The organism is Cellulomonas sp. GbtcB1, from assembly GCF_019091725.1.
Taxonomy (GTDB): Bacteria; Actinomycetota; Actinomycetes; order Actinomycetales; family Cellulomonadaceae; genus Cellulomonas.
In genome coordinates this window covers 38,381-63,162 of record NZ_JAGXJG010000013.1, presented here as the reverse complement: position 1 = coordinate 63,162, position 24,782 = coordinate 38,381, and the positions used below count along the sequence as shown (strand labels likewise).

Annotated in this window: 25 protein-coding genes; 7 read left to right on the top strand and 18 right to left on the bottom strand. The window is 73.4% G+C overall.

What is annotated here, in order from left to right; translation table 11 throughout:
- Positions 1–31 precede the first annotated feature (31 nt).
- Both dapC and fdxA read right to left on the bottom strand, forming a co-directional pair.
- Positions 32–1,189 (bottom strand): succinyldiaminopimelate transaminase, encoded by a 1,158-nt coding sequence (gene dapC, locus KVT14_RS07070; RefSeq protein ID WP_217615005.1) that lies wholly within the window; start codon positions 1,187–1,189, stop codon positions 32–34.
- 4 nt (positions 1,190–1,193) lie between these two features.
- Positions 1,194–1,520: a ferredoxin gene (fdxA, locus tag KVT14_RS07065; protein ID WP_147795850.1), complete on the bottom strand. Its 327-nt coding sequence runs from the start codon at positions 1,518–1,520 to the stop codon at positions 1,194–1,196.
- Positions 1,521–1,646: 126 nt separating this feature from the next.
- Between fdxA and KVT14_RS07060 the strand changes: the two genes are divergently transcribed.
- Positions 1,647–1,928 (top strand): hypothetical protein, encoded by a 282-nt coding sequence (locus KVT14_RS07060; protein ID WP_254630520.1) that lies wholly within the window; start codon positions 1,647–1,649, stop codon positions 1,926–1,928.
- 32 nt (positions 1,929–1,960) lie between these two features.
- Here KVT14_RS07060 and KVT14_RS07055 read toward each other — a convergent pair whose 3' ends face one another.
- From KVT14_RS07055 to KVT14_RS07030, 6 genes are all read right to left on the bottom strand, one after another.
- On the bottom strand, positions 1,961–3,748 hold the full coding sequence (locus KVT14_RS07055; protein ID WP_217615004.1) for a VanW family protein: 1,788 nt from the start codon (positions 3,746–3,748) through the stop codon (positions 1,961–1,963).
- 190 nt (positions 3,749–3,938) lie between these two features.
- Positions 3,939–4,490: a flavin reductase family protein gene (locus tag KVT14_RS07050; protein ID WP_308160936.1), complete on the bottom strand. Its 552-nt coding sequence runs from the start codon at positions 4,488–4,490 to the stop codon at positions 3,939–3,941.
- Positions 4,487–4,873, bottom strand: coding sequence for a hypothetical protein (locus KVT14_RS07045; RefSeq protein WP_217615003.1), 387 nt, complete (start codon positions 4,871–4,873; stop codon positions 4,487–4,489). Before KVT14_RS07045 ends, KVT14_RS07050 begins: the two co-directional genes overlap by 4 nt.
- Positions 4,874–4,897: 24 nt before the next feature.
- Positions 4,898–6,028: a PIG-L family deacetylase gene (locus KVT14_RS07040; protein ID WP_217615002.1), complete on the bottom strand. Its 1,131-nt coding sequence runs from the start codon at positions 6,026–6,028 to the stop codon at positions 4,898–4,900.
- Between the two features lie 11 nt (positions 6,029–6,039).
- Positions 6,040–7,977, bottom strand: coding sequence for a translational GTPase TypA (typA, locus tag KVT14_RS07035; protein ID WP_217615001.1), 1,938 nt, complete (start codon positions 7,975–7,977; stop codon positions 6,040–6,042).
- A gap of 135 nt (positions 7,978–8,112) precedes the next feature.
- On the bottom strand, positions 8,113–10,035 hold the full coding sequence (locus KVT14_RS07030; protein WP_217615000.1) for an ABC transporter ATP-binding protein: 1,923 nt from the start codon (positions 10,033–10,035) through the stop codon (positions 8,113–8,115).
- 93 nt (positions 10,036–10,128) lie between these two features.
- Between KVT14_RS07030 and KVT14_RS07025 the strand changes: the two genes are divergently transcribed.
- Positions 10,129–10,743: a PH domain-containing protein gene (locus KVT14_RS07025; RefSeq protein ID WP_217614999.1), complete on the top strand. Its 615-nt coding sequence runs from the start codon at positions 10,129–10,131 to the stop codon at positions 10,741–10,743.
- Positions 10,744–10,747: 4 nt separating this feature from the next.
- On the opposite strand, the gene KVT14_RS07020 is transcribed toward KVT14_RS07025, so the two are convergent.
- The 5 genes from KVT14_RS07020 to KVT14_RS07000 all read right to left on the bottom strand — a co-directional run bounded on the left by KVT14_RS07020 (position 10,748) and on the right by KVT14_RS07000 (position 17,020).
- The gene (locus KVT14_RS07020) at positions 10,748–11,818 is read right to left on the bottom strand and encodes an ABC transporter permease (RefSeq protein WP_217614998.1); all 1,071 of its coding nucleotides are present in this window, start codon (positions 11,816–11,818) and stop codon (positions 10,748–10,750) included.
- Entirely contained in the window at positions 11,815–13,431 is a 1,617-nt protein-coding gene (locus KVT14_RS07015) for an ABC transporter permease (RefSeq protein WP_217614997.1), read from the bottom strand. Before KVT14_RS07015 ends, KVT14_RS07020 begins: the two co-directional genes overlap by 4 nt.
- Before the next feature lie 206 nt (positions 13,432–13,637).
- Positions 13,638–15,488 carry an ABC transporter family substrate-binding protein gene (locus KVT14_RS07010; RefSeq protein WP_217614996.1) on the bottom strand — a complete coding sequence of 617 codons (1,851 nt, stop codon included), beginning with the start codon at positions 15,486–15,488 and terminating at the stop codon, positions 13,638–13,640.
- 491 nt (positions 15,489–15,979) lie between these two features.
- Positions 15,980–16,396, bottom strand: coding sequence for a VOC family protein (locus tag KVT14_RS07005; RefSeq protein ID WP_217614995.1), 417 nt, complete (start codon positions 16,394–16,396; stop codon positions 15,980–15,982).
- 102 nt (positions 16,397–16,498) lie between these two features.
- Positions 16,499–17,020, bottom strand: coding sequence for a CGNR zinc finger domain-containing protein (locus tag KVT14_RS07000; RefSeq protein ID WP_217614994.1), 522 nt, complete (start codon positions 17,018–17,020; stop codon positions 16,499–16,501).
- A gap of 118 nt (positions 17,021–17,138) precedes the next feature.
- Here KVT14_RS07000 and KVT14_RS06995 point away from each other — a divergent pair, with 118 nt between their 5' ends.
- The 4 genes from KVT14_RS06995 to KVT14_RS06980 all read left to right on the top strand — a co-directional run bounded on the left by KVT14_RS06995 (position 17,139) and on the right by KVT14_RS06980 (position 20,484).
- Positions 17,139–17,807, top strand: a complete 669-nt coding sequence (locus KVT14_RS06995; RefSeq protein WP_217614993.1) for a hemerythrin domain-containing protein — start codon at positions 17,139–17,141, stop codon at positions 17,805–17,807.
- A gap of 99 nt (positions 17,808–17,906) precedes the next feature.
- Positions 17,907–19,499, top strand: a complete 1,593-nt coding sequence (locus KVT14_RS06990) for an APC family permease (protein ID WP_254630519.1) — start codon at positions 17,907–17,909, stop codon at positions 19,497–19,499.
- A complete protein-coding gene (locus KVT14_RS06985) occupies positions 19,496–19,939 on the top strand; it encodes a hypothetical protein (RefSeq protein WP_217614992.1) in 444 nt (147 codons plus the stop codon). Before KVT14_RS06990 ends, KVT14_RS06985 begins: the two co-directional genes overlap by 4 nt.
- 101 nt (positions 19,940–20,040) lie before the next feature.
- Positions 20,041–20,484 (top strand): iron chaperone, encoded by a 444-nt coding sequence (locus KVT14_RS06980; protein WP_217614991.1) that lies wholly within the window; start codon positions 20,041–20,043, stop codon positions 20,482–20,484.
- Positions 20,485–20,511: 27 nt separating this feature from the next.
- Here the strand turns inward: KVT14_RS06980 and KVT14_RS06975 are convergent, their stop codons facing one another.
- Positions 20,512–21,015, bottom strand: a complete 504-nt coding sequence (locus KVT14_RS06975; RefSeq protein WP_217614990.1) for a MarR family winged helix-turn-helix transcriptional regulator — start codon at positions 21,013–21,015, stop codon at positions 20,512–20,514.
- A gap of 109 nt (positions 21,016–21,124) precedes the next feature.
- Between KVT14_RS06975 and KVT14_RS06970 the strand changes: the two genes are divergently transcribed.
- Entirely contained in the window at positions 21,125–21,916 is a 792-nt protein-coding gene (locus tag KVT14_RS06970; protein ID WP_217614989.1) for an SDR family NAD(P)-dependent oxidoreductase, read from the top strand.
- Positions 21,917–21,925: 9 nt separating this feature from the next.
- Here KVT14_RS06970 and KVT14_RS06965 read toward each other — a convergent pair whose 3' ends face one another.
- The 4 genes from KVT14_RS06965 to ychF are packed head-to-tail and all read right to left on the bottom strand — an operon-like array spanning position 21,926 to position 24,773.
- A complete protein-coding gene (locus KVT14_RS06965; RefSeq protein ID WP_217614988.1) occupies positions 21,926–23,077 on the bottom strand; it encodes a class I SAM-dependent methyltransferase in 1,152 nt (383 codons plus the stop codon).
- The gene (locus KVT14_RS06960) at positions 23,074–23,385 is read right to left on the bottom strand and encodes a HigA family addiction module antitoxin (protein ID WP_217614987.1); all 312 of its coding nucleotides are present in this window, start codon (positions 23,383–23,385) and stop codon (positions 23,074–23,076) included. Before KVT14_RS06960 ends, KVT14_RS06965 begins: the two co-directional genes overlap by 4 nt.
- Positions 23,372–23,653, bottom strand: coding sequence for a type II toxin-antitoxin system RelE/ParE family toxin (locus KVT14_RS06955; protein WP_217614986.1), 282 nt, complete (start codon positions 23,651–23,653; stop codon positions 23,372–23,374). Before KVT14_RS06955 ends, KVT14_RS06960 begins: the two co-directional genes overlap by 14 nt.
- 34 nt (positions 23,654–23,687) lie before the next feature.
- Positions 23,688–24,773: a redox-regulated ATPase YchF gene (gene ychF / locus KVT14_RS06950; RefSeq protein ID WP_147795830.1), complete on the bottom strand. Its 1,086-nt coding sequence runs from the start codon at positions 24,771–24,773 to the stop codon at positions 23,688–23,690.
- Positions 24,774–24,782 lie beyond the last annotated feature (9 nt).

Genomic DNA, 24,782 nt, shown 5'->3' with positions numbered 1-24,782 from the left:
GCAGGAACCGCCCGCACCGGACCGCGCGCCCTCAGCGCGCCGCGACCGCCGCCAGCCGCTCGACCGCCGCCGCGATCCGCTCGTCCGTCCCGGTCAGCGCCACCCGCACGTGCCGGGGGGCGCCGTAGAACGAGCCGGGCGCGACCAGGACGCCGTGCTCCGCCAGCCGGCCGACGGTGGCCCAGCAGTCGTCGTCGCCCGCGGCCGGCCGCGCCCACAGGTAGAGGCCCGCCGCGGACCGGTCGACGACGAGGCCCGCGCCCACGAGGGCGCCGAGCAGCGCCGAGCGCCGGGCGCGGTACCGCTCGCGCTGCTCGGCCACGTGCGCGTCGTCGCCGAGCGCGACGGTCATCGCCGCCTGCACCGGGGCCGGCACGATCATGCCGACGTGCTTGCGGGTGGCGAGCAGGTCGGCGACCAGCGCCGGGTCGCCCGCGGCGAACGCCGCGCGGTAGCCCGCCAGGTTCGACTGCTTGGACAGCGAGTACAGCGCCAGCAGACCCGACACGTCGCCGCCGGTGACCCACGGGTCCAGCACGCTCGGCACGCCCACGGTCGCCCAGGGCTCGTCCCAGGCCAGCTCGGCGTAGCACTCGTCCGACGCCACGACGACGGGCCGGCCGGTGCGCGCGGCCGCGGCGCGGGCGGCCTCGACCACCGCGCGCAGCTCGTCCACGCCCAGCACCCGGCCGTCCGGGTTGCCCGGCGAGTTCAGCCAGACCAGGCGCACCCGGTCGCCGTCCGGACCCGCGAGCAGCGCCGCCGGGTCGTCGGTCGCGACCGGCTCCGCGCCGGCCAGGCGCGCGCCCACGTCGTACGTCGGGTAGGCCGCGGACGGGTGCACGACGAGGTCGCCCTCGCCGAGGCGCAGCAGCGCGGGCAGCAGGGCGACGAGCTCCTTGGAGCCGACGGTCGGCAGCACGCCCGCCGGGTCCAGCCCCGGGACGCCGCGGCGGCGGGCGTACCAGGCGACGACGGCGTCGCGCAGCGCGGGGGTGCCCCAGGTCTGCGGGTAGCCCGGCGCGTCGGACGCGTCGGCCAGCGCGCGCCGCACCACCTCGGGCGTCGGGTCCACCGGCGTGCCCACGGACAGGTCGACGATGCCGTCCGGGTGCGCGCGCGCCCGGTCGCCGTACGCCGTCAGGGTGTCCCAGGGGAAGTCCGGCAGCGCGCCGGTGTGCAGGCCCACGCGCCTACTCGCCGTGCACCTGGAGCGGCAGCGTCGCGATGACGGGGTGGTCCTTCTCGATGACGCCCATCTTGGCGGCGCCGCCGGGCGAGCCCAGGTCGTCGAAGAACTCGACGTTCGCCTTGTAGTACTCGCTCCACTGCTCGGGGACGTCGTCCTCGTAGTAGATGGCCTCGACGGGGCAGACCGGCTCGCAGGCGCCGCAGTCCACGCACTCGTCGGGGTGGATGTACAGCGAGCGCTTGCCCTCGTAGATGCAGTCGACCGGGCACTCCTCGATGCACGCCTTGTCCTTGACGTCCACGCAGGGCTGGGCGATCACATACGTCACGGTGTCCTCCACACGCCCCGGCCTCGGCGGTCGGGCGCGGTCCGGGTCGGCTCGGGCTGGCTGCTCCTAGTATCGCTCACCTGCGCACGACCGGCGCAGCAGGGCACGAGGAGACGGAGAGCACACGTGAGCGGCGACGACGCGAGCCCCGGCACGGGTCCCGGCACGGGCGCCCCGGCCGACGCCCCCTGGCGCGCCTGGCGGACCGGCCAGCGGGTGGTCGTCCGCCGCCGGCTGCCCGCCGGGGAGCCGCAGCCCTACACCGACGTGCTCGGCGACCTCCTCGCCGTCGACGACGACGGCGTCACCGTCCGGACGCGCCGCGCGGGGGACGTCCGGGTGCCCGGCGCCGAGATCGCGCTGGGCAAGGTCGTGCCGCCCGCCCCGGAGCGGCGCCCCCGGCGCTGAGCGGCGCGACCCGCCCTCGCGGGCGGCGCGGCTCAGCCCGCCGGTGCCGCCGTGGCCGGGTCCGCCCCGCACACCACCTTGTTCTGCGCCTTGTACGTCCACGTCGACGGCTCGACCGCCACGACCTCGCCGTTGAGCTTGATCGTCCGGGTGTTCGTGATCCGGAAGCCCGGGTTGCCCGCGGACTGCGGCGAGCACGTCGCCGACTGCGAGTACACCGTGGTGGGCTGGACGACGTTCGTCTTGGGGCCGGCCTCGGACGTCACCTCGAAGTACGGGGTGCTCCAGATCTTCACCCACGTCTTGCCGTCCGCGACGTACGCCTGGACGAGCGCGCCGTAGGGCGTCGTGTTCTTCCACCGCATGTCGAGCGTGCCGGTGAACAGCGTCGCCTCGCGGCCGGCCGGGTACCGGGTGAACCACTCGGAGTGCGGCTTGTGCTCCACGTCCTCCATGCCGGCGAAGTACGCCGCGTTGTACGTGGTCGTGGACAGCTGCGAGAGCCCGCCGCCCCACGCGTCCGTGTGCTCCCCGCTGACGATCGCGCCCGCGGTGGTGAACCCGTGGGCGGCGTCGATCGGGCCGAGCGCGTCGGTGAGGCTGAACGTCTCCCCCGGCCGGATCAGCGTGCCGGAGATCGCGGCCGCGCCGGCGGCGATGTTCTGGGTGCGCCGGGGCTCGGACGTCAGCGGGGTGGAGAACTCCGAGACGACCGTGGTCACGCCGAGGGCCTGCAGCGCCTCGGTGGTCTGCGCCGGGTCGGACTCGACGAGCTCGACCGGCGCGTTCCGCTGGTCCGCCTGGGTCGCCGCCGCCACGGCCGTCGCCAGCGCCGCGGGGTCCAGCGTGGTGCCGGGGGTGCCCGGCACGATCACCGGGGCGCCGTCCTGGAACTCGAACCGCGCGTCCGAGGCGGTGGTGAGCAGGTCCGTCGAGCGGGCGAGCACCGCCTCGGACAGGGCGGCGCCGTCCATCTGGAGCACCAGCTCGTCGTCCTGCGGCACCATCGACGCCGTCGCCGCGAGCACGTCGACGGGCAGCTCGACGGTCTTGCCCGCGACCTGGACGGCGACGGGGGCCGCCACGACCCGCGACGCCACCTCCTGCAGGGCCTCGTCGGTCGCCTCCTGGGTGATCGTGGGGGCGACCACCTCGGTGGCGAGCTCGAGCGGGCGGGCCGCGGTCAGCCAGGTGTCGACCAGCGTGCTACGCACGGCGTCGTCGTCCAGGGCCCAGCCGTCCTCGGCGGCCACCGCGTGCGCCTCGCCGTCCGCGAACGCGATCGAGCCGTCGACGGGGGCGAGGGTGAGCGAGCCGGACAGCTGCTCGACCGCGGCGTCGAGCGCCCCCTCGTCGACGACCGTCACGGGCGCCTCGGCGCCGCCGCCCACGACGTGCCGCCACAGCCGCTGGGGTCGCAGGTCCGCGCCGGTGAGCCGGTCCACGGTCGCCGCGGCGTCGAACGTCAGGCCCGCGGTGGCCGGGTCGACGGTGCCGGACATGTCCTGCGCGCTCACCGGCACCGGCTGGGTCGCGAGGTCGCCGAGCTCGTCGGTCAGGGCCTGCTCGGCCCGCGCCGCGGTCATGCCGCCGATCTCGACGCCCGCGACGGTCGTGCCGCGCGGGACGCGGTCGGCCAGGGCGAAGGACGCGCCCACGTAGGCGCCCGCGAGCACCACGACGATCCCGCCGACGACCAGCGTCGGGCGCAGCCAGCGCCGCGGACGCTCGGGCTCGAACTCGTCGAGCGGGGACCACGACTCGGCGGGACCCTCGCCGTCCACGACGGGCTCGGTGCCCTCCGCGCTGCCCTTCGCCATCCAGCTCCCCCTCGCGAGTGCGCGACGCCGGGTACGAGGGCGCCGCGACCGCCGATTCTACGGCCGCCACCCGTGCCCGAGCCGTGACGTGGGCCCGGTTTGGCCGGGTTCCGAGGTCACGACTTCGCAACGGTGCCCGACGGGCCAGGGGGCGGCGCTCCGCGGGCCTGCGCCGGGACCCTGCCCCGGGTCAGCGCAGCCCGCGCACCCGGCGGCGCAGGTGCACCAGCGAGCCCGCCGCGGGGTCGCCCTCGCGCGACTCGAGCACGTGCGCCAGCACCACGTCGTGGTCCCCCGCCGGCACGATCTGCGCGGTCCGGCACTCGAACCACGCGGCCGCGCCCTGCACCCAGGCGGCGCCCGACCGCGGCGCCGCGACGTGCGGCACCCGCGCCAGCTGCCCCACGGCGGGGCGCCCGGGCGAGGCGAGCCAGTCCGCCACCGGCGCCTGGTCGTCCGCGAGCACGCTCACCGCCCACGTGCCGACCTCGTCGAGCGCGTCGCGCAGCCGCGCGTCCTGGTGCACGCAGAGCAGCAGCATCGGCGGCTCGAGCGAGACCGACGTCAGAGCCGAGGCCGTCATCGCGTGGTCGGTGCCCTTCCAGCGCACGGACACGACCACGACGCCCGCCGGCAGCCGGCCCATCGCGGCGCGGAAGGCGTCCGTGGCCGCGGCGTCGGCGGCCGTGGCGCCCTCAGCCCCGCCCGACCCGTCGCCGTAGAGGGGGTCGACCTCGGTCACGGGGTGCTCGGCCCGCGGCGCAGCGGCACGTCCGCGAACCAGCGGCGCGGCGCCAGGGCCACGGCCAGCGCGACCACGAGCGCGCCGAGCGCCCAGGTCCAGCCGAGCGCGGCGTCCCCGCCCGGCACCAGCACGTCGCCGCCCGGCCCGAACCCGGACAGCACCTGGACGCTGCCGAACAGCCCGACCAGCAGCCCGACCGACGCCACCCAGCCGCCCCAGGCGCGCGCCGTCACCGACGCGGCCAGCACGAGCAGCAGGCAGACGACGACGCCCCAGGGCCGCACCGACCGGTGCATGACGGTGCCGACGGCGCCCACGAGGACGCCGAGCAGCAGGGCGCCGAGGGCGCGGAGGACCATCCGGGTCGTCAGGGGCTGCACGCGCGCCAGGCTACCCCGCGCGGCTCAGGGCAGCGGGAGCGGGGCGGCCGGGGCGCGGCCCGGGGCCCAGGCGTACGACTCCCGGGGCAGGACCGGGGCGAGCACGAGGTTCGACAGGGCGTAGCAGGCCACGGCGTCGGGGTGGTCGAGCGGCGTGACCGCCTGGACCTGGGTGGCGTGCGCGCGCAGCGCGGCGAGCACGCGGTCCCGGACGGGAAGCACGTCGACGACGAGGTCCCCGGGCGCGTCGGTCGCGACCGACGGCAGCGGGCCCGCCGGGTCGGGCAGCTCGAGCGGGCCCTCGCGGGTCGCCCGGCGGTCGTCCGCGGCGGCGGACAGGACGGCCCGGGCGGTCGGGTCAGCGGCGATGGCGGCGTACCCCGCGCGCAGGGCGGCCGCGGGGGCCACGGCCCACGCGACGGCGGGCGCCCAGCCGTCGGCGCGCGGGGCCGAGGTGCCACCTGAGGCCGCCCCGTCGCCCGCGGCCAGCTCGACCGCACGCATCGTGATCGCGTGCGCCCGCACGTGGTCCGGGTGCCCGTACCCGCCGCCCGGCTCGTAGGTCACGACCAGGTCCGGCCGCCGCTCCCGCAGCAGCCCGGCCAGCCGCCCCGCGGCGACGTCGAGGGGCACGCCCACGAGCGCCCCGCCGGGCACCTCCCCCGCAGCCCCGGCGCGCCCGGTCCCGACCCAGCTCATCCCGGAGTCCTCGTACCGCGCACCCAGCACCCCGTGCGCCGAGCGGGCAGTAGACGTCCCCTCGACGGGCCCGGAGGGGACGTCGTCTGCCCGCTCGGCGGGGTCGGCGGGGTCTGCGGGGTCGGCGAGGTGGGCGAGGTCGGCGAGGTCGGCGAGGTCCGCAGGGAGCGGGAGGGTGTCGAGGAAGTGCTGGGTCGCGCCCAGGGACGCGACCGCCGCGGCCAGCTCGCGCTCGCGGTGCCGCGCCAGCGCCTCGCCGTCGCCCTCCAGGGCCGACCACCGGGCGCCGATCACCTCGCCGCGCTCGCCGCGGGTGCACGTGACCACGGTGGCCGGCAGCCCGGCCGCCGCCCAGGTCGCGAGCAGCGCCCCGGTCGACAGCGTCTCGTCGTCCGGGTGCGCGTGCACCGCGAGCACGCCACCCGTGCGGGTCGGCGTGCTCGCGGTGCCGGTCATGCGCGCGGGTGTCAGGCGCGCTTGGTGCGGGCCACGGCCCGGGCGCGCTCCGTCTGGTCCAGGATCACCTTGCGGATGCGGACGACCTCGGGGGTCACCTCGACGCACTCGTCCTCGCGGGCGAACTCCAGCGACTCCTCGAGGGTCAGGTGCCGCGGCGGCACCAGGTTCTCGAAGTTGTCGGCCGTGGAGGAGCGCATGTTGGTGAGCTTCTTCTCCTTGGTGATGTTGACGTCCATGTCCTCGGCGCGGGAGTTCTCGCCGACGATCATGCCCTCGTAGACCTCCTGCGTCGGGTCGACGAAGAACGACCCGCGCTCCTGCAGGTTGATCATCGCGAACGGGGTCACGACGCCCGCGCGGTCGGCGACCAGCGAGCCGGCGACCCGGGTCTCGATCGGGCCGGCCCACGGCTCGTAGCCCTCGGCGATCGACGACGCGATGCCGGTGCCGCGGGTGTCGGTGAGGAACCGGGTGCGGAAGCCGATGAGGCCGCGCGACGGGACCAGGAACTCCATGCGGACCCAGCCGGTGCCGTGGTTCGACATCGTCTCCATGCGGCCCTTGCGCTGCGCGAGCAGCTGCGTGACGGCGCCCAGGTACTCCTCGGGCACGTCGATCGTCATGCGCTCGACCGGCTCGTGCACCTTGCCGTCGATCTTCTTGGTGACGACCTGGGGCTTGCCGACGGTGAGCTCGAAGCCCTCGCGGCGCATCTGCTCGACGAGGATCGCCAGGGCGAGCTCGCCGCGGCCCTGGACCTCCCAGGCGTCGGGGCGGTCGGTCGGGACGACGCGGAGCGACACGTTGCCGATGAGCTCCGAGTCGAGGCGGTCCTTGACCTGGCGGGCGGTGACCTTGTGGCCCTTGCCGCCCTTGCCGGCCAGCGGCGAGGTGTTGATGCCGATGGTCATCGAGATCGCCGGGTCGTCGACCGTGATGAGCGGCAGCGGACGCGGGTCGTCGGGGTCGGTCAGGGTCTCGCCGATGGTGATGTCGGCGATGCCCGCGACCGCGACGATGTCGCCGGGGCCGGCCTTCTCGGTCGGGACGCGGTCGAGCGCCTTGGTCTCGAGCAGCTCGGTGATGCGGACGTTCTGCATCGTGCCGTCGTGCCGCGCCCAGGCCACGGTCTGGCCCTTGGTGAGCTCGCCGTTGAAGATGCGGAGCAGCGCGAGCCGGCCGAGGAACGGCGAGGCGTCGAGGTTGGTGACGTGCGCCTGCAGCGGCGCGCCCTCGGTGTAGGTCGGCGCCGGGATCTTCTCGAGGATCGTCTGGAACAGCGGCTCCAGGTTCTCCGAGTCCGGCAGGCCGCCGTCGGCGGGCTGGGTCAGCGAGGCGCGCCCGGCCTTGGCGGCGGCGTACACGACCGGGACGTCGAGGATCGCGTCGAGGTCCAGGTCCTCGACCTCGTCGTGCAGGTCGGACGCCAGGCCCAGCAGCAGGTCGGTCGCCTCGGCGACGACCTCGGTGATCCGGGAGTCGGGGCGGTCGACCTTGTTGACGACCAGGATGACCGGGAGCTTCGCGGCCAGCGCCTTGCGCAGCACGAACCGGGTCTGGGGCAGCGGGCCCTCGGACGCGTCGACGAGCAGCACGACGCCGTCGACCATCGACAGGCCGCGCTCGACCTCGCCGCCGAAGTCGGCGTGGCCCGGGGTGTCGATCACGTTGATCGTGATGCCACCGGGCTCGCCCGCCGCGGCCGCCGCGGGGCCGGCGTACCGGACCGCGGTGTTCTTCGCGAGGATGGTGATGCCCTTCTCGCGCTCGAGGTCGCCCGAGTCCATCGCGCGCTCGTCCACGTGGGCGTGCGCACCGAAGGCGCCGGACTGGTGGAGCATCGCGTCGACCAGCGTGGTCTTGCCGTGGTCGACGTGCGCGACGATCGCGACGTTGCGCAGGTCGCCGCGCACGCGCGTGCCCGTGGGCGAGGTGGGCACAGTCATGTCAGGACTCGTTTCCGCGAGGAAGTGGGGAGATGAGGGGCGCGACGACGTCGAGCGCCGATCGATTGTACGCGCACGCGCGCCCCGGCACGAGGAGGGGTCGTGCCGGGGCGCGCGTGGTGGTGCTGCGGGGGCTCAGACGCCCGAGCCGCCGCGGGGGCGGATGTTGCCGTCGTAGCGGCCCGCGTTGGTGATCTGCTCGTCCTCGAACGCCTGGACGCGCTCGCCGTCGGCCACCGCGGCCTCCGCGGCGGTGGTGCCGGCCGGGGCGGCCGCGGCCAGCAGCCGGTCCCGCTCCTCGCGGCGCAGCTTCTGCTCGGCCGGGTTCGGCACGGGCACCGCGGCGAGCAGGCGCCGGGTGTAGTCCTGCTGCGGCGAGCGGAGGATCTGCTCGCGCGGACCGACCTCGACGAGGTCGCCCTTGCTCATCACGGCGATCCGGTTGGACAGGATCTCGACGACCGCGAGGTCGTGGCTGATGAACAGGCAGGCGAACCCGTACTCGCGCTGCAGCTCCTGGAACAGCTCCAGCACGCGCGCCTGCACCGACACGTCGAGCGCGGAGGTCGGCTCGTCGGCGATGAGCAGCTTGGGCGACAGGGCCAGGGCGCGGGCGATGCCGACGCGCTGGCGCTGGCCGCCGGACAGCTCGTGCGGGTAGCGGTTCCGCATGGCGCGGGGCAGGTGCACCCGGTCCAGCAGGGACTCGACCCGGCGGTCCAGGTCGGCGCCCGAGGCGATCTTGTGCAGCTTGAGCGGCTCGCCGATGGACTCGCCGATCGGCAGGCGCGGGTTCAGCGAGGAGCCCGGGTCCTGGAACACGATCGAGACGTCCTGGCGGACGGCGCGCAGGTCCTTCGGCTTGATGCCGGCCAGCTCGACGCCGTTGACCGAGAGCGAGCCGCCGGCCACCGGGAGCAGGCCGACCGCGGCGCGGCCGACGGTGGTCTTGCCGGAGCCGGACTCGCCGACCAGGCCGACGACCTCGCCCTTGCCGATGGTCAGGTCGATGCCGTTGATGGCGCGGAACGCGGGGACGCGACCGCGGCCCGGGTACTCGATGACGAGGCCCTTGGCCTCGAGCGCGAAGCCCGGGGCGGCGGCCGGCGCGGCGGTGCCGAACGGGTCGACGCCCGCGCGCTCGGTGACCTGCACGGTGCCCTCGGCCTCGGCGACCGGGTGCTCGCCGTGCAGGCCCTGGGCGGCGTAGGTCTCGGAGCCGAGGTGCGGGACGGCGTCGAGCAGCTGGCGGGTGTACTCGTGCTGCGGGCGGTTGAACACCTCGTCCGCCGAGCCCGACTCCACGACGCGGCCGTTCTTCATCACCATGACGCGGTCGGACAGGTCCGCGACCACGCCCATGTCGTGGGTGATGAGGATGATGCCGGCGTCGACGCGGTGCCGCAGGTCGCGCATGAGCTTGAGGATCTCGGCCTGGACGGTGACGTCGAGGGCCGTGGTCGGCTCGTCCGCGATGAGCAGCTTCGGCTCGCAGGCGAGCGCCTGGGCGATCATCGCGCGCTGGCGCTGGCCGCCGGAGAGCTGGTGCGGGTACTTGTCGACCGACTCCTCCGGGTTCGGCAGGTCGACCAGGCGCAGCAGCTCGATCGCGCGCTCGCGCGCCTGCTTCGGCGTCATGTCGAAGTGCACGCGCAGGGTCTCGATGATCTGGAACCCGACGGTGTACACCGGGTTCAGCGCCGTCATCGGCTCCTGGAAGATGACGGCGACCTCGTTGCCGCGCACCCGGCTGAGCTGCTTGTGGTTCAGCCCGAGCAGCTCGCGGCCCGCGAGCTTCGCCGAGCCGGACGAGCGCCCGTTCGGGGGCAGCAGGCCGATCAGCGACATCGACGACTGGGTCTTGCCGGAGCCGGACTCGCCGACGATCGCGAGGACCTCGCCCGGGCGGACGTCGTAGCTGACGTCCTGGGCGGCCGGGAACCACTCGCCGTCGACGAAGAACTCGACCGTGAGGTCGCGGACCTCCAGGATCGGCGCCTTGGCGCCGGGGACCGGGGTGCCCGGGCCGCCGGGGGCGGTGGCGAAGTCAGTGGACACGGTTCACGAGATCCTTCCGTGGGACGACCCGATGTGGGCGGGCCGCGCGACGTCGAGAGGGGCGGTCGTCCGCTGGTCTGGGACGATGGCCGCATGGTCTCGGCGGACGTGGTGGAGTACAGGCCGGCCTTCGGCCGGGTTCTTGCGGTGGTCGTGGCGGTCCTGGGCCTCGGTGGCCTCGTGACCGGGCTGGTGGGCGACGCGGGGGCCACGTGGCCCTACGTGGCACCGGTGGTGCTGGTGGTGCTCTGGGTCTGGGCGGCCTACTGGCGCCCGGCCGTGCTGGTCAGCCCCGCGGGCGTCGAGCTCCGGAACGTCACCCGGACGATCGAGCTGCCCTGGCCGACGATCCAGCGGGTCGACACCCGCTACGCGCTCACGCTGCACACCGCCTACGGCGACTACGCCGCGTGGGCGGCGCCGGCGCCGAGCCGGGCCCGGGTGGCCACCGCCGGCAAGGACGACGTGGCGAACCTCCCCGGCTCGACCTACGGCCCCGGCGGCACCGTGCGCCCCGGCGACCTCGCGTCGAGCGCCTCCGGCCAGGCGGCCATCATCGTGCGGGCCCGCTGGGAGGAGCTGCGCGACGCGGGCGTCCTGGACGACCCCCGCCTCGAGCGCGCGACCCCGCGGGTCCGCTGGCACGCCGGCACGCTGGCCGCGATCGCCGTGCTGATCGCGGCCAGCGTGCTGACCGTGGCGCTCTGACACGTCAGGCCCGCGCCGCGGCCCGCGCCTGGGACTTGGCCTTGCGCGCGTCCGCACGGGCCAGGGCCCGCTTGGTCGGGATGCGCCGCTGCCGCGGGTCGAAGGCGTCCCGCAGGCCGTCACCGATGAAGTTCACGCACAGCGCGATCGTCACGATGAACAGGCCGGGCCACCAGAACAGCCAGGGCCGCGTGGCGAACGCGGTCTGGTACTCGTTGATCAGCTGGCCCAGGGAGACCTCGGGGCTGTTGATGCCGAAGCCCAGGTAGGACAGCGCGGTCTCCAGCAGGATCGCCGAGGCCATGAGCAGCGTCGCGTTGACGATGATCACGCCGACGGCGTTCGGCAGGATGTGCTTGAACATGATCCGGCCGTTCGAGGCGCCGGCCACGCGGGCCGCGTCCACGAACTCCCGCTCGCGCAGGGTGAGGAACTGGCCGCGCACGAGTCGCGCCATGTTCGTCCACGACACCAGCGACAGGGCGATGGCCAGCGACCAGGGGTTCGCGCCGCCGACCAGCACGCCGAGGATGGCGCCGATCATGATGACCGGGATGGTGATGATCATGTCGGTGAACCGCATGAGCAGGTCGTCCAGGCGGCCGCGGAAGAACCCGGCCGCGGCGCCGACCAGCACGCCGATCGTGGTCGACAGCAGGCCGATGACGACCATGACCGTCAGCGACTGCTGCGTACCGCGCATGACCAGGGCGAAGCCGTCGTGGCCGATGTTGTCCTGGCCGAACGGGTGGTCGCCGAACTGGAACGAGCCGTTCTCGAAGCCCATCGTCGGGGCGCCGCCGGCGTTCACGATGTCGCTGGTCTCGCGGTAGCCGTACTTCCACCAGCCGGGGATCGGGCCCCAGCCGATGGACGTGGTCACCAGGATGACGACGCCGAGCAGGACGATCGCGGAGATCATCGCGCCGCGGTGCCGGAGGAACCGCCGCAGGACGATGCGGCCCTGCGAGAGGCCCTCGACCTCCTTGAGCTCGATCGCGTTCTCGGTGTTCTCGACCGCGGCCTTCGGGTCGGTGATGCCCTCGTTCGGCTCGAGGGGAGGAGTGATGCTCATGAGTTCACCCGGATCCGGGGGTCGAGCGCCGCGTACACGAAGTCGACGACGATGTTGGCGAGGACGAGGAGCGTGCCGGTCACGAGGAAGTACCCCATGATCGGGTCCGCGTCCTTGGCGCCGAGGGACTTGATGAACAGCGCGCCCATGCCGCTCCACGAGAAGATGCGCTCGGTGATGATCGCGCCGCCGAACAGGGCCGCGATGTCGAGCGGCACGACGGTGGCCAGCGGGATGAGCGCGTTGCGGAAGGCGTGCCGCGTGGTGACGACCCGCTCGGACAGGCCCTTGGCCCGCGCGGTGCGGATGTAGTCCTGGTTCATGACCTCGAGCAGGCTCGCCCGGGAGTACCGGGTGTAGCTCGCGAACGAGATGAGGATCAGGGCGATCGTCGGCAGGATCAGGTGCGTGAACTTGTCGAGCGACTCCACCCAGAAGTCGCCGGACAGGCCCGGCGTCTGCGACCCGATGGTCGCGATCGGCCGGCCGTTGATCTGCGAGGCGTTCGAGTACGGGTACCAGACCGCCATGACGCGGTCGACGAACAGCAGCACGCCGACGCCGATCGCGGTGACCGCGGCGGCACGCATCGAGACGACGCGGTCGTAGCCGCCGAACAGGTAGCCGACCACGAGGCCCACCGCGAGGGCGGCGACGGCGAGCAGCGCCATCAGGCCCCAGCTCGCGTTCACGAACGCGTACTGCAGCGGGTAGTAGAGCGCGGCGCCGATCGCGGCGGTGGTGAGGGACGCGTACAGCGCGCGGCGGTTCTGCAGGCCGGCGGTCAGCGCCACGATGCCGAACGCGATGCCCACGCCGAGGGCGAGGACGCCCACCAGGCCGAGGCTCGGGTTCAGCAGCCATCCCGTGTTCGAGATGAACAGCAGCGCGGCGGCCGTCGCGACGACCGCGGCGCCGAACGACACCCAGCGGGTGCGCGTCGTGCCGCCGATGATCGACGACCACAGCACGCCGGAGATCACGGACAGCAGGGCGATCCACAGCGGCGGGACGTGCGGGTTCGCCAGGAAGTCGTTGAAACCGATGGCGCCCCAGAGCTTGAGGAGCACGGCGACCCAGAAGGACGGCAGCGAGTACAGGACGAACGACATGAACGTCACGCTGTAGTCGAAGCGCGTGTACTGGCGCAGGGCCGACACGATGCCGACGAGGACGCCGAGGCCGATCGCGAGGAACGTCGACGCGGCGACGAGCTGGACGGTGCTCGGGATCGCGGAGCTCAGCAGCGCGGACACCGGCTGCCCCGTGACCCAGCTGGAGCCGAGGTCACCGGTGAGCAGCGAGCCCAGCCACTTGAAGTACCGGATCACCGGCGGGGTGTTCAGGTCCAGCGCCTGGATCCGTGCCGCGATCAGCGCCTCCTTGTTGGGGGCGGTGCTGGTCCGCAGCTCCTCGAGGGGGTCGAGGGAGTACGCGAGGAGCATGTACACGATGAACGTCGCTCCGAGCAGCACGATCGCGGACGACACGAGGCGTCGCCCGAGGAACGTCAGGGTGGGCGCCGCGTTCCTGAACCAGGAACGGCGGGCCGTGACCGGTGCGTCGGGCGCGGAGCGCGCGCCGGAGGCACGGGTCGTCACAGAGGTGGCCATGGGGTCCTTGCCTCACGGGAAGGGGGATACTCGCAAAGCGCAAGTGTAGGCACTCCCGGTAGGGGTGCTGCGCCTCGGGCCGGGGTCGGCCGTGAGTGCCGCTACGGCTGTGGTACTAGGGGCACGGCAACGGGGGTACCGCGGTGGCCGCGGTACCCCCGTGCCGGCGTCGCTCCTCGCGGAGCGTCAGTGCTGCGTCGGCAGCGTCACTCGGTCTCGGTCGCGCTCGGCGCGTCGAGGGAGTCGGACGCGCTGATCTCCCAGTCCCAGTAGTTCCAGAAGATGGTCGGCGAGAGCGCGATGGTCGAGACGCCCTGGAGGACGTCACGGTGCGCGACCACACCGGGGAACTGGAAGATGTTGACGCCGAAGGCGTCCGCGTTCAGCTGCTTCTCGATGTCGATCGTCAGCTGGGTCTCGACGTCCGCGTCCGTGTTCGTGGACATCTGGCCGTACAGCTCGTCGATGGCCGGGTTCGAGTAGCCACCGAAGTTGTTGACGCCGTCGGTGATGTAGTTCGCCTCGGAGTTCAGGGCGAACGTGTTGGTCGACTGCCAGCCGAAGAGCGAGGCGTCGTAGGTGCCGCCACCGAGCAGCGAGGACCAGTTGTCGTCACCGTTGTCGATGACGTTGAAGCCGGCCTGCGACGCGGACTGCGCGATGAGCTGGTACTCGTTCGCACGGCGCACGTTGGACTTGCCGTAGAGGAAGCGCACGTCCACCGGGGTGGTCACGCCGGCCTCGGCGAGCAGGGCCTTGGCGCCCTCGATGTCGACGTCCGTCCAGAGCGAGGAGTCGTTGTTCGCGACGACCTCGTCGTAGTTCGGGGAGCCCGGGACCACGGTGAAGGAGTCACGCGTGGTGGCGTCCTCCTGCAGCGGCTGGATGAGCTTCTCGATGATCTCCTGGCGCGGGATCGTCTTGAGGAACGCCTGGCGGACCTTGAGCGCCTTGTCGGCGTCGCCGCCGTAGGCCGCCGGGTCGAACGGGCCGCCGTTGTTGAACGTCAGGTCGACGTGCTCGTACGTGCCCTCCTGCTCGGTCGAGTAGGAGACGCCGTCGATGCCCTCGAGGGTGGCCAGCACGTCCACGGAGGACTGCGGGGCGATCAGGTCGACCTCACCGTTCTGGAGCGCGGTGACCGCGGCCAGCGGGTCCTCGGTGTAGCGGATCGTGATCGAGTCCACCTTGGGCTCCGGGCCCCAGGTGTAGTCGGGGTTCTTCGTCAGCGTGACGTACTGGTTCTCGACGTAGTCCGAGATGATGTACGCGCCGTACGACAGGTAGAGACGCTCGTCGTCCGGCAGCGACGTGAAGTTGAACCCGTTGTTCCAGGTCTCCGAGATCGGGGCCAGGGCCGCCGCGTCGTTGTTCTTGAAAGCGTCGATCAGGGCGTTCTTCGCCTCGGTCGGGTCGTCGATGCCGAGCGCGATCTCCGCCACGGCGTGCGCCGCGATCGGGGACGGCTGGCTCATCGAGACCTCCCAGTCCGAGCGCGGCTCGGTGTAGTGGAAGGTGACCGACTTGTTGTCGTCGCTGATCTCCGGGAACTCGGTGATCAGGTTCATCGCCGGGGAGGACGAGTCGAAGTAGACCGAGCCCTCGGGCGCGGTGACCGAGCCGTCGTCGCCGGACTCCACGTCGTCACCGGAGGCGGTGTCGAACATGTCGTTCTGCGCGCCCCACCAGAGGATCATGTCGGCCGCGTCGACGGGCTCGCCGTCGGACCACGTGACGCCGTCGTTGATCGTGTACTTGACGACCAGCGGGTCCTCGGACTCGACCTCGTACGTCCCGAAGTCCTCGTTCTTCGCGAGGTTCAGGTCGCCGTCGTAGTAGTTGAAGAACGAGGTCATCAGGTAGATGACGTTCGCGTTCGCGGTCGCGTTGCCGTTCGACGTGAGGTTGTTCGTCGAGAACATCGGCTGGTTCCAGCTGACGTTGACCGACGTCGTCTCGTCGATCTCGCTCTGCGGAGCGGGGCTCGAGCACGCCGTGAGCACGAGGGCCCCCGCCGCCACCGCAGCCGCCGCGGCGCTGATTCGCCTGATCTTCAATGTTCCTCCTGTGAAGGTGGCGCCCGCCCGTCCTCGCGCCGCGTGGGCCGACCTGGCGAGGTCGTCCCGAGCGCGGCAGACGTGCGGTCCCGCCGTGGATGGGGCAACGCTAGTGACCCCAGTCAGGACAAATCGGACACATCCCCCCGCAGCGGGCGATCGTTACCGGATCGATACTGAGCAGTAGTGTCCAGCATTCAAGACGGAACACGCCGGTAACCTCGCGGAAACATGCGTGTCGGAGCGCCCGTCCTCGACGGGCGCCCTCGTCAGGGGCCTCCGGCTCAGCGCGGAACCACGGCCCTGTGCTATGGGGGCGGCCTGCCGACCGCCGGTCCCCCGCGCGACGACCTCGTCGTCCCCGCGCGCGGTGTGACGAGGATCGCACGCCGCGCCGGTTCCGGCACCTCGACGCCGGCCGGGCGCGACGGGGCCGCCCGGCCCGGGCGGGCGGGGCGGCCCCGTGGGTGCGGCCCGGCGGCCGCGGGACCTCAGACCGCGGCGGCGACGCGCACCGCCTCGACGTTGAGGATGTTCCCGTCCGGGTCGGCGAACCACACGGACCGCATCGGCCCGTCGGTCAGCACGCCGTCGGACCAGGAGCCGGACGGCAGCTCGAACGTCTGGAACTCGATCCCGCCGGAACGCAGCGCCGCGACCTCCTGCTCGAAGGCCTCGTCGGCGACCTGGAACGTGACGGCCGTCGCCTGGTTGGTGCCGGCGTAGGACGACGGGTAGACGAGCATCCCGCCGGACTTCGTGCCGTAGACGACGCCGGTCATCTCGTCGGCGTCGCTGAACCCCGGCAGCTCCAGCTTCCGGAAGCCCAGGGTCTGCTCGTAGAACTGGCGCGCACGGCCCAGGTCCCGCACGGCGAGGCAGGGCATCGCGGGGTGGTCGGACAGCATCGTCGCCTCCAGCGCGGGTCGGCCGACGGTCGACCGACCGGCGCCGTGAGCGTACGGCGACCGGGTCGCAGCGGGGTCGCAGCGCGGGTGCCGGGCGCCGGGTCAGCCCCGCGCGCGGCGGCGGTAGGCGCGCGCCTTCATCACGTCACCGCACTCGTCCATCGAGCACCAGCGGCCCGACCGGTTGCGGGACGCGTCGTGGTAGACCCACTGGCAGTCCGGGTTCGCGCAGGCCTTGAGCCGGGCCCACTCCCCCGTCGCGACCGACCGGTGCAGCGCGGCGAGCACCCCCCCGACCAGCTCCGCGTCCGGGTCCGCGCCGGGCGCAGGCGCGAGGGCGAGCCCGCCGCCGGACGCCGGGTCGCCGGGCGCCACCACGAGCGGGTACCGCGCCGCGAGCGCGCCCAGCGCCGTCGCGTCGCCCCCGCCGAGGTAGCCGCGCAGGACGTCGCGGGCCTCGACCAACGCCCGAGGCCCGGTCCCGCGGAGCCGGTCGACGCCGTGGAACCGGTCGTCGGTGTTGAGCAGCGCGCGCAGCCCCTCCGTCGCGGCGGGCGCGACGCCGGGCGCGGTCCCGCGCACGACCCAGGCGTCGAGCGGGTCGGACCCCTTGACGGCGGACATGGCCCTGAGGATAGTCGTCACCATCGTTCGGCGATAGCCGGTGACGCCCGCAGGGGCGGCGTCACCGGCGCCGGGCGCCACCTCCCCGGACCAGCCACCGAGCGAGAGCGAGCCGACGATGACCGCGACCACCGACCGTCCCGGGTGCGACACCTCCGACCTGCTGCACATCCACGCGCTGTTCCGCCGGGCGTTCGGCGACGCGCCCGGCCTCGTCCGCGGCGTCCCGGACGGCGACGTCGCCCGGATGCGCGTCGTCGCCGCGCACGTCCGCGAGGTGGCGACGGGGCTGCACCACCACCACGAGGGCGAGGACCTCCTGCTGTGGGACCGCCTCGAGCAGCGCTCCCCCGCCTGCGCGCTGCACGTCGGCCTGATGCGCGCGCAGCACGCGGACGTCGCCGGGCTGCTGCGCGACCTGGACGCCGCGCTGCCCGCCTGGGAGGCGGGGGCGGCCGCCGGCGCGCGCGACGAGGTGGCCCGCGTGCTGGAGGAGCTGCAGGCGCTGCTCGTGCTGCACCTCGGCCAGGAGGAGGACCGCATCCTCCCGACGGCGTCGAGCGTGCTCAGCCAGCGGGAGTGGGACCACCTGCACGAGCACGGCATGGCCTCGGTCCCGCGCAGCCGGATGCTCCTCCAGCTCGGCTGGATCCTCGACGCCGTGCCGGAGCCCGAGCGGGCCGGCTGGCTGCGCACCAACCTGCCCGCGCCCGCCCGGCTGCTGTGGCGCACGGTCGGGCGGCGGCGGTTCGCGGCGCACCGCGCGCAGGTCTACGGCGTGCGGTGACGCGTCCGCGGAGGTAACCCCGGCCGGGTGAGGACGGCCGCTCCGGCGCCTCCCTAGCGTGAGATCCGTCGCCGGAGACGGCGCGGAGAGGGGGGCACCATGTCCGCGGAGACCGCACCCACGACCGGCGAGCCCGCGCCGCGGCACCGGGCGGCGACGGCCCCGGACGCCGGCGTCGCCGTCGACGGCGCACCGCGCACGAACGGCACCCCGGCCGGCGACGGGCGCGCGGGCGACGCCCCCGAGCCGCCACCCGCCGACGCGGTGCCGGCCCGCACCCCGGTGCCGGCGGCCCAGTGGATCTCCTGGGTCGCGCTCGCGATGATGACCACCAGCTCGGTGGCCAGCTTGCGCGCGGCGCCGACGATGGCGATCTACGGGCTCGCGGCCGTGTTCCTCTACGTCGTGCCGGCCATCGTGTTCCTGCTGCCGACCTCGCTGGTGTCCGCCGAGCTCGCGTCCGGGTGGAAGGGCGGCGTCTACAACTGGGTCTCCGAGGGGATCTCAAAGCCCGCCGGCTTCCTCGCCGTCTGGTGCCAGTTCGCGATGACGATCTTCTACTACCCGACGCTCCTCGGGTTCGTCGCGAGCACGCTGGCGTACGTCATCAACCCCGACCTCGCGACGAGCGGCGTGTGGACCGCCGCGGTCATCGTGGTCGTCTACTGGAGCGGCGTGTGGGTGTCGTCCCGCGGGACGAAGGCGATCGCCGGGCTCGCCTCCGGCGGCCTCATCATCGGCACGCTGATCCCCGGGGTGCTGCTCGTGACCCTCGGCGTCGTGTTCCTCGGGCAGGGCAACCCGTCGGCCGCTCCGATGGACGCCGAGCACCTGCTGCCCGCCTGGGCCGGGCTGTCGAGCCTCGTGCTGATCGTGAACAACTTCCTGTCCTACTCGGGCATGGAGATGAACGCGGTGCACGTGTCCTCGCTGCGGAACCCAGCTCGCGAGTTCCCGCGATCGATGTTCCTCGCGATGGGGATGGTGCTGCTCATCTTCATCCTGCCCGCGCTGGCCATCTCCTGGTTCGTCCCCGCGGAGGAGCTGTCCCTCACCGCCGGGATCATGCAGGCGTTCGACGCGGTGTTCGCGCAGTTCGGCTGGCAGTGGCTCACGCCGATCATCGGCATCATGCTCGTCGCCGCGTCCGTCGGCGGGATGCTCACCTGGCTCGCCGGGCCGTCGAAGGGCCTGCTGCTGATCTCCCGGCAGGAGGGCTACCTCCCGCCGTTCCTGCAGCGGCTGAACAAGAACGGCGTGCAGCAGAACATCCTGGTCACGCAGGGCGCCGTCACCACCGTCATCGCCCTCGGCTACGCGCTGATCCCCTCGGTGTCGAGCGCGTACTGGGTGTTCTCGGTGATCACCACGCAGGTCTACCTGATCATGTACCTGCTCATGTTCGTGGCCGCGGTGCGGCTGCGGCGGCTGCACGCGGACCACCCGCGGGGGTACAAGGCCCCGATCATCCGCACGCTGTGCGGCGTCGGGTTCGTCGCCTCGGCGGCGGCGCTGCTCGTCGGCTTCGTCCCGCCGTCGCAGCTCGGCACCGGCAGCCCGTGGGTCTACGTCCTGGTCGTCGGCGGCGGCGCCCTCGGGCTCGGCCTGCTCGTGCCGTTCCTGTTCTACCGGCTCCGCAAGCCCTCGTGGCGGCTCGCGGAGGCGCAGCAGCCGGAGGTGAGCGCGTCATGACCGTACCCGTCGAGACCTCGACCCGCCGCGAGCGCGGCTGGGTGTACGGGGTGAGCATCGCGGTCCTCGCGGTGCTGGTGCTCATCGCCCTGCTGTCGTTCCGCTCCGCCCGGCAGGAGGCCGAGGCGCAGGACAAGGCCCAGGACCTGGTCGACGCCATGGCCGCCGCGGGTGCCGAGCACCTGCCGTCCGCCGACCGCGTCGCGGCCGTCCTCGGCACCGACGGCGGGGTCGCGTGCAGCGACCCGGCGTCCGCGCTCGGCCAGGCCGCGATCTTCGCCGGCCTCTCCAACGGCGCGACCGGTCCGGGCTACCGGCCGACGATCGCGGAGAGCCGGGCCGTGCAGGCCGAGCTGCTGATCGTGGGGATCTACTGCCCGGAGCACCTGGAGGACGTGCAGGCGATCGTCGACGACCTGGACCTCGTCGAGTCCGACTGAGCCCCCGCGGGGACCCGTCAGGATCGGAGAAGCACCGCGCCGACCCCTGCTCCTACGGTGGGCTCACGCACCGCACCCCCGCCGAGCAGGAGGCACCGAGCATGGCCGAGACCCGCGAGTCCACCGCGAACTTCACCGCCGAGGAGCGCGCCGCGATGCAGGAGCGCGCCGCCGAGGTCCGCACCGCCCGCAAGCGCGGCAAGGCCGGCGGCGACCCGGAGGCCGAGCTGCTCGCGAAGATCGCCGAGCTCCCCGACGACGACCGGGCGATGGCCGAGCGGATCCACGCGATCGTCCGGGAGGTCGCCCCCGGGCTCACGCCGCGCACCTGGTACGGCATGCCGGCCTACGGCGCGACCAAGGCCGTGCTGTTCTTCCAGCCCGCGTCGAAGTTCAAGGCCCGGTACGCGACGCTCGGGTTCAACGACGACGCGCGGCTCGACGACGGCGGGATGTGGCCGACCGCGTACGCGCTGACCCGGGTCGGGGACGCCGAGGAGGCGGCGATCCGGGAGCTCGTGCGGCGGGCGGCCGGGGAGGGGTGAGGCCACCGGAACAGCTCCGCGAGCCGGTCACCGCTCCCCCGGGGCGGGCGGCCGCCAGCCGCCCTCCTCGCGCACCGCCCGCGCGATCCGCCGGCTGATCTCCCGCAGCTGCCGCGCCTGCGCCGCCGTCAGCCGGTCGAGCACCAGCCGGTGGACCGTCGCGACGTGCCCGGGCGTCGCCGTCGCGACCGCCGCCCGCCCGGCGTCCGTCAGCACCGCGAGCGTGTAGCGCCCGTCCGCGGGATCCGGCTCCCGGCGCAGCCACCCGCGCCCCTCCAGCCGGGCCGCCGCCCGGGACAGCCGGGACAGGGTGCTGTTCGCGTAGTCCGCGAGCACGCTCATCCGCAGCGTCCCGCCGTCCGCCCGGCTCAGCGCGTAGAGCACCCCGTACTCGAAGTGCGTGATCCCGGCGTCCCGCTGGAGCTGCGCGTCGAGCGCGGGCGGGAGCCACTCGAGGACGGTGGCCAGCGACGACCAGGTCGTGAGGTCGTCACCCTCGAGCTCGGCGGGAGGCTGCGCGGCGTCCGTCATACGGGGCAGTCTAGCGCGACCTGACTTGCTCAAGAAAGTCACCGCCGCCTACGGTGACTTGCCTGAGCAAGTGATCGCCGCACCGCGCGGCGGCACGGGGAGGACCACCATGGATCTGCAGCTGACCGGGACCCGGGCGTTCGTCAGCGGGTCGACGCAGGGCATCGGCCACGCGATCGCCGAGGCGCTGCTGCGCGAGGGGGCCGAGGTCGTCGTCAACGGGCGGGAGGAGGGTCGGGTGCACGACGCGGTCGCCCGGCTGAGCACTGCCGTCCCGGGAGCCGCGGTGTCCGGGATCGCCGCCGACCTCGCGGACGCCGACCAGGTGGAGCGGCTGCTCGACCGGCTCGGCGACGTCGACGTGCTCGTGAACAACGCGGGCGTGTTCGACGTCGCGCCGTTCGACCGGGCCACCGACGCCGACTGGCAGCGCTACCTCGACGTCAACCTGATGAGCGGCGTGCGCCTCACCCGCCGGCTGCTCCCGCCGATGCTCGCCCGCGGCCGGGGCCGGGTGCTGTTCGTCAGCAGCGAGTCGGGGGTGGACGTCCCGGCCGACATGGTGCCCTACGGCGTGACGAAGGCCGGGGCGCTGGCGCTGGCCAACGGCCTCGCCAAGACCACTCGCGGCACCGGGGTCACGGTCAACACGATCCTCGGCGGGCCGACCTACTCCGACGGGGTCGCACGCACGGTCGAGCAGATCGCGCAGGCCCAGGGGGTCCCCGCCGCCGACCTCAAGGACGCGCTCGCCGCCGCCCGGACGACGTCGCTGCTGCAGCGATTCCTCGAGCCCGAGGAGATCGCGCGCCTGGCGGTCTACCTGGCGAGCCCGCTGTCGTCGGCGACGAACGGCGCCGCGGTGCGGGCCGACGGCGGGGTGCTGACGACGCTGCTGTGACGCACCCGGTCAGGCGCGGCGGGACGCGGTGATCGTGAACTTCGGGTTCCGCGCCACCTGCCGGGTCGGGCCGACCGCCGCCTGCAGCGCGGGCCGGTAGCCGAGCCCGGAGTTCCACACGCACCACAGCTCGCCGCCCGGGCGGAGCACCCGCGCCGCCTCGGCGAACAGCCCGCGGGCGACTCCGTCGTGCACGGCCGCACCGACGTGGAACGGCGGGTTGAGCAGGACGAGGTCGGCGCTCGCGTCGGGGATCCCGGCCGTGCCCCGGGCGCGCTGCACGCGCACGCGGTCCGTCAGCCCGTTCGCCTCGACGGTCGCCCGGGCCGACGCGGCCGCGGCCGCGGACTCGTCGGTCGCGACCACCTCGACGGCCGGGCGCGCGGCGGCCAGCGCGGACGCCAGCACCCCGGTGCCGCAGCCCAGGTCCACCGCGGCGCGGGCGTCCGGCACGGCGTCCGCCAGGTGTTCGACGAGGAACCGGGTGCCGATGTCCACGCGGGCGCCGGCGAACGCGGCGCCGTGCGCGCGGACGGTCAGGCCGAGGTCGTCGTGGCGCGCGGTGGCGGGCCAGGCGGGGTCTCCCCCGTCGACCGCGCGGGGTCCGGCGGCGTGCAGGACGCGGGCCTTCTGCCGCCCGCGGCTGGCGCGCACCTCCGCGAAGTGCCGCGCGAGGACGTCGTTCATGGCTCGGGACATGTGCTTCTCGCGGCCACCGGCGACCACGGCCACCGACGGGTCCGCGTGCCGCGCGACCAGGGCGGCGATCTCGTCCAGCGCGTCGAGCGACCGCGGCAGCAGGAGCAGCACCACCCGGGCGCCGGACACCAGCTCCGGGCCGAGGTCCGCGAGCGACCGGAACGCGTCGGCACCGCCCACCCGAGCCGCGTTCTCCGCCAGCGCGAGCTCGCCGGTGAGCCGGTCGGTGTGCGCGCGGACGCCGGTCAGGCCGAACCGGTCGACCGCGCCGAGCGTCACCGCGCCGTACCGGTCACCGATCACCACGACGGTGCCCGGCTCGGCGCGTTCGAGCAGGGGCGCGGCCTCGTCGAGGACCAGCCGGTCGGCGGCGTCGACCGCGACCAGGTCCGGCGCGGGGATCTCGGGGTCGCAGCGCAGCGCGGCGAGCAGGTCCTCCGCCGTTCGCTCGCTCGACGTCATGCCACCTGGATCGGCGCGATCACGGCGATCTGGTCCGCGACCCGGTCCTCGGCGAGGTCCAGGTCGTACCGAGCCTGAAGGTTGAGCCAGAACTGCGCCGACGTCCCGAAGAACTTCGCCAGCCGGAGAGCCGTGTCTGCCGAGACGCTCCGCTTGCCGTGCACGATCTCGTTGATCCGACGCGGGGGGACACCGATCGACACGGCCAGCTTGTGCTGCGTGATCCCGAACCCGTCGAGGAAGTCCTCCTGGAGCACCTCTCCCGGGTGGATCGGAGCGATCTTGTCGTTCACCTCAGTGGTAGTCAACGATCTCGACCTCCTCGGGGCCAGCGTCGGTCCACGTGAAGCAGATCCGCCACTGGTCGTTGATCCTGATGCTGTACTGACCCGCCCGGTCGCCCCGCAGCCGCTCCAGCCGGTTCCCCGGCGGCACCCTCAGATCCTCGACCGACTCCGCAGCACCGATCTGCCGGAGCTTGCGCAGTGCTGCTCGCTCGATCCGCGGGTCCAGCGACGGAACTCGCTGGCGTCGCCACAGGCGCTCGGTGTCCTTGCTCGCGAACGACCGGATCACCTACGGCAGCCTATGACGCGACGCGTCAATAACGCTAGACGTTAAACCGGAACTCCACCACGTCGCCGTCGGCCATCACGTAGTCCTTGCCCTCGATGCGCGCCTTGCCCGCGGACCGGGCGGCGGCGACCGAACCGGCCTCGACCAGGTCGTCGAACGAGATGACCTCGGCCTTGATGAAGCCCTTCTGGAAGTCCGTGTGGATGACCCCGGCGGCCTGCGGCGCGGTCCACCCCTGGTGGATCGTCCAGGCCCTCGACTCCTTCGGGCCGGCCGTGAGGTAGGTCTGCAGGCCGAGGGTGTGGAACCCGACGCGGGCGAGCTGGTCGAGGCCGGCCTCGTCCTGGCCGTTGTCCGCCAGCATCTCCTTGGCCTCGTCCGGCTCGAGCTCGACCAGGTCGGACTCGAACTTCGCGTCGAGGAAGATCGCGTCGGCGGGCGCGACGAAGGCACGGAGCTCGTCCTGCATCGCGGTGTCGGCCAGGCCGGCGTCGTCCGTGTTGAACACGTAGATGAACGGCTTGGCCGTCATGAGCTGCAGCGAGGCGAGGTCGGCCAGGTCGAGCCCGGCGGCCTTCGCGCCCTGGAACAGCGTCTGCCCGGACTCCAGCACGGCCTGGGCGGCCTGCGCGGCGGCGAGCTCGGCGGGGTCCGCCTTCTTGATGCGGACCTCCTTCTCCAGACGCGGGACGACCTTCTCGAGCGTCTGCAGGTCGGCGAGGACCAGCTCGGTGTTGATCGTCTCGATGTCGTCCTTGGGCGACACGCGGCCGTCGACGTGCACGACGTCGGGGTCGGCGAACGCGCGGGTCACCTGGCAGATGGCCTCGGCCTCGCGGATGTTGGCGAGGAACTTGTTGCCGAGCCCCTCGCCCTCGCTCGCGCCCTTGACGATGCCGGCGATGTCGACGAACGACACCGTGGCCGGGAGGATCTTCTCGCTGCCGAAGATCTCCGCGAGCTTCTCCAGCCGCGGGTCGGGCAGCGGCACGACGCCGACGTTGGGCTCGATCGTGGCGAACGGGTAGTTCGCCGCGAGGACCTGCGCGCGGGTGAGCGCGTTGAACAGGGTGCTCTTGCCGACGTTGGGCAGGCCGACGATGCCGATGGTGAGTGCCACGGGCGACCA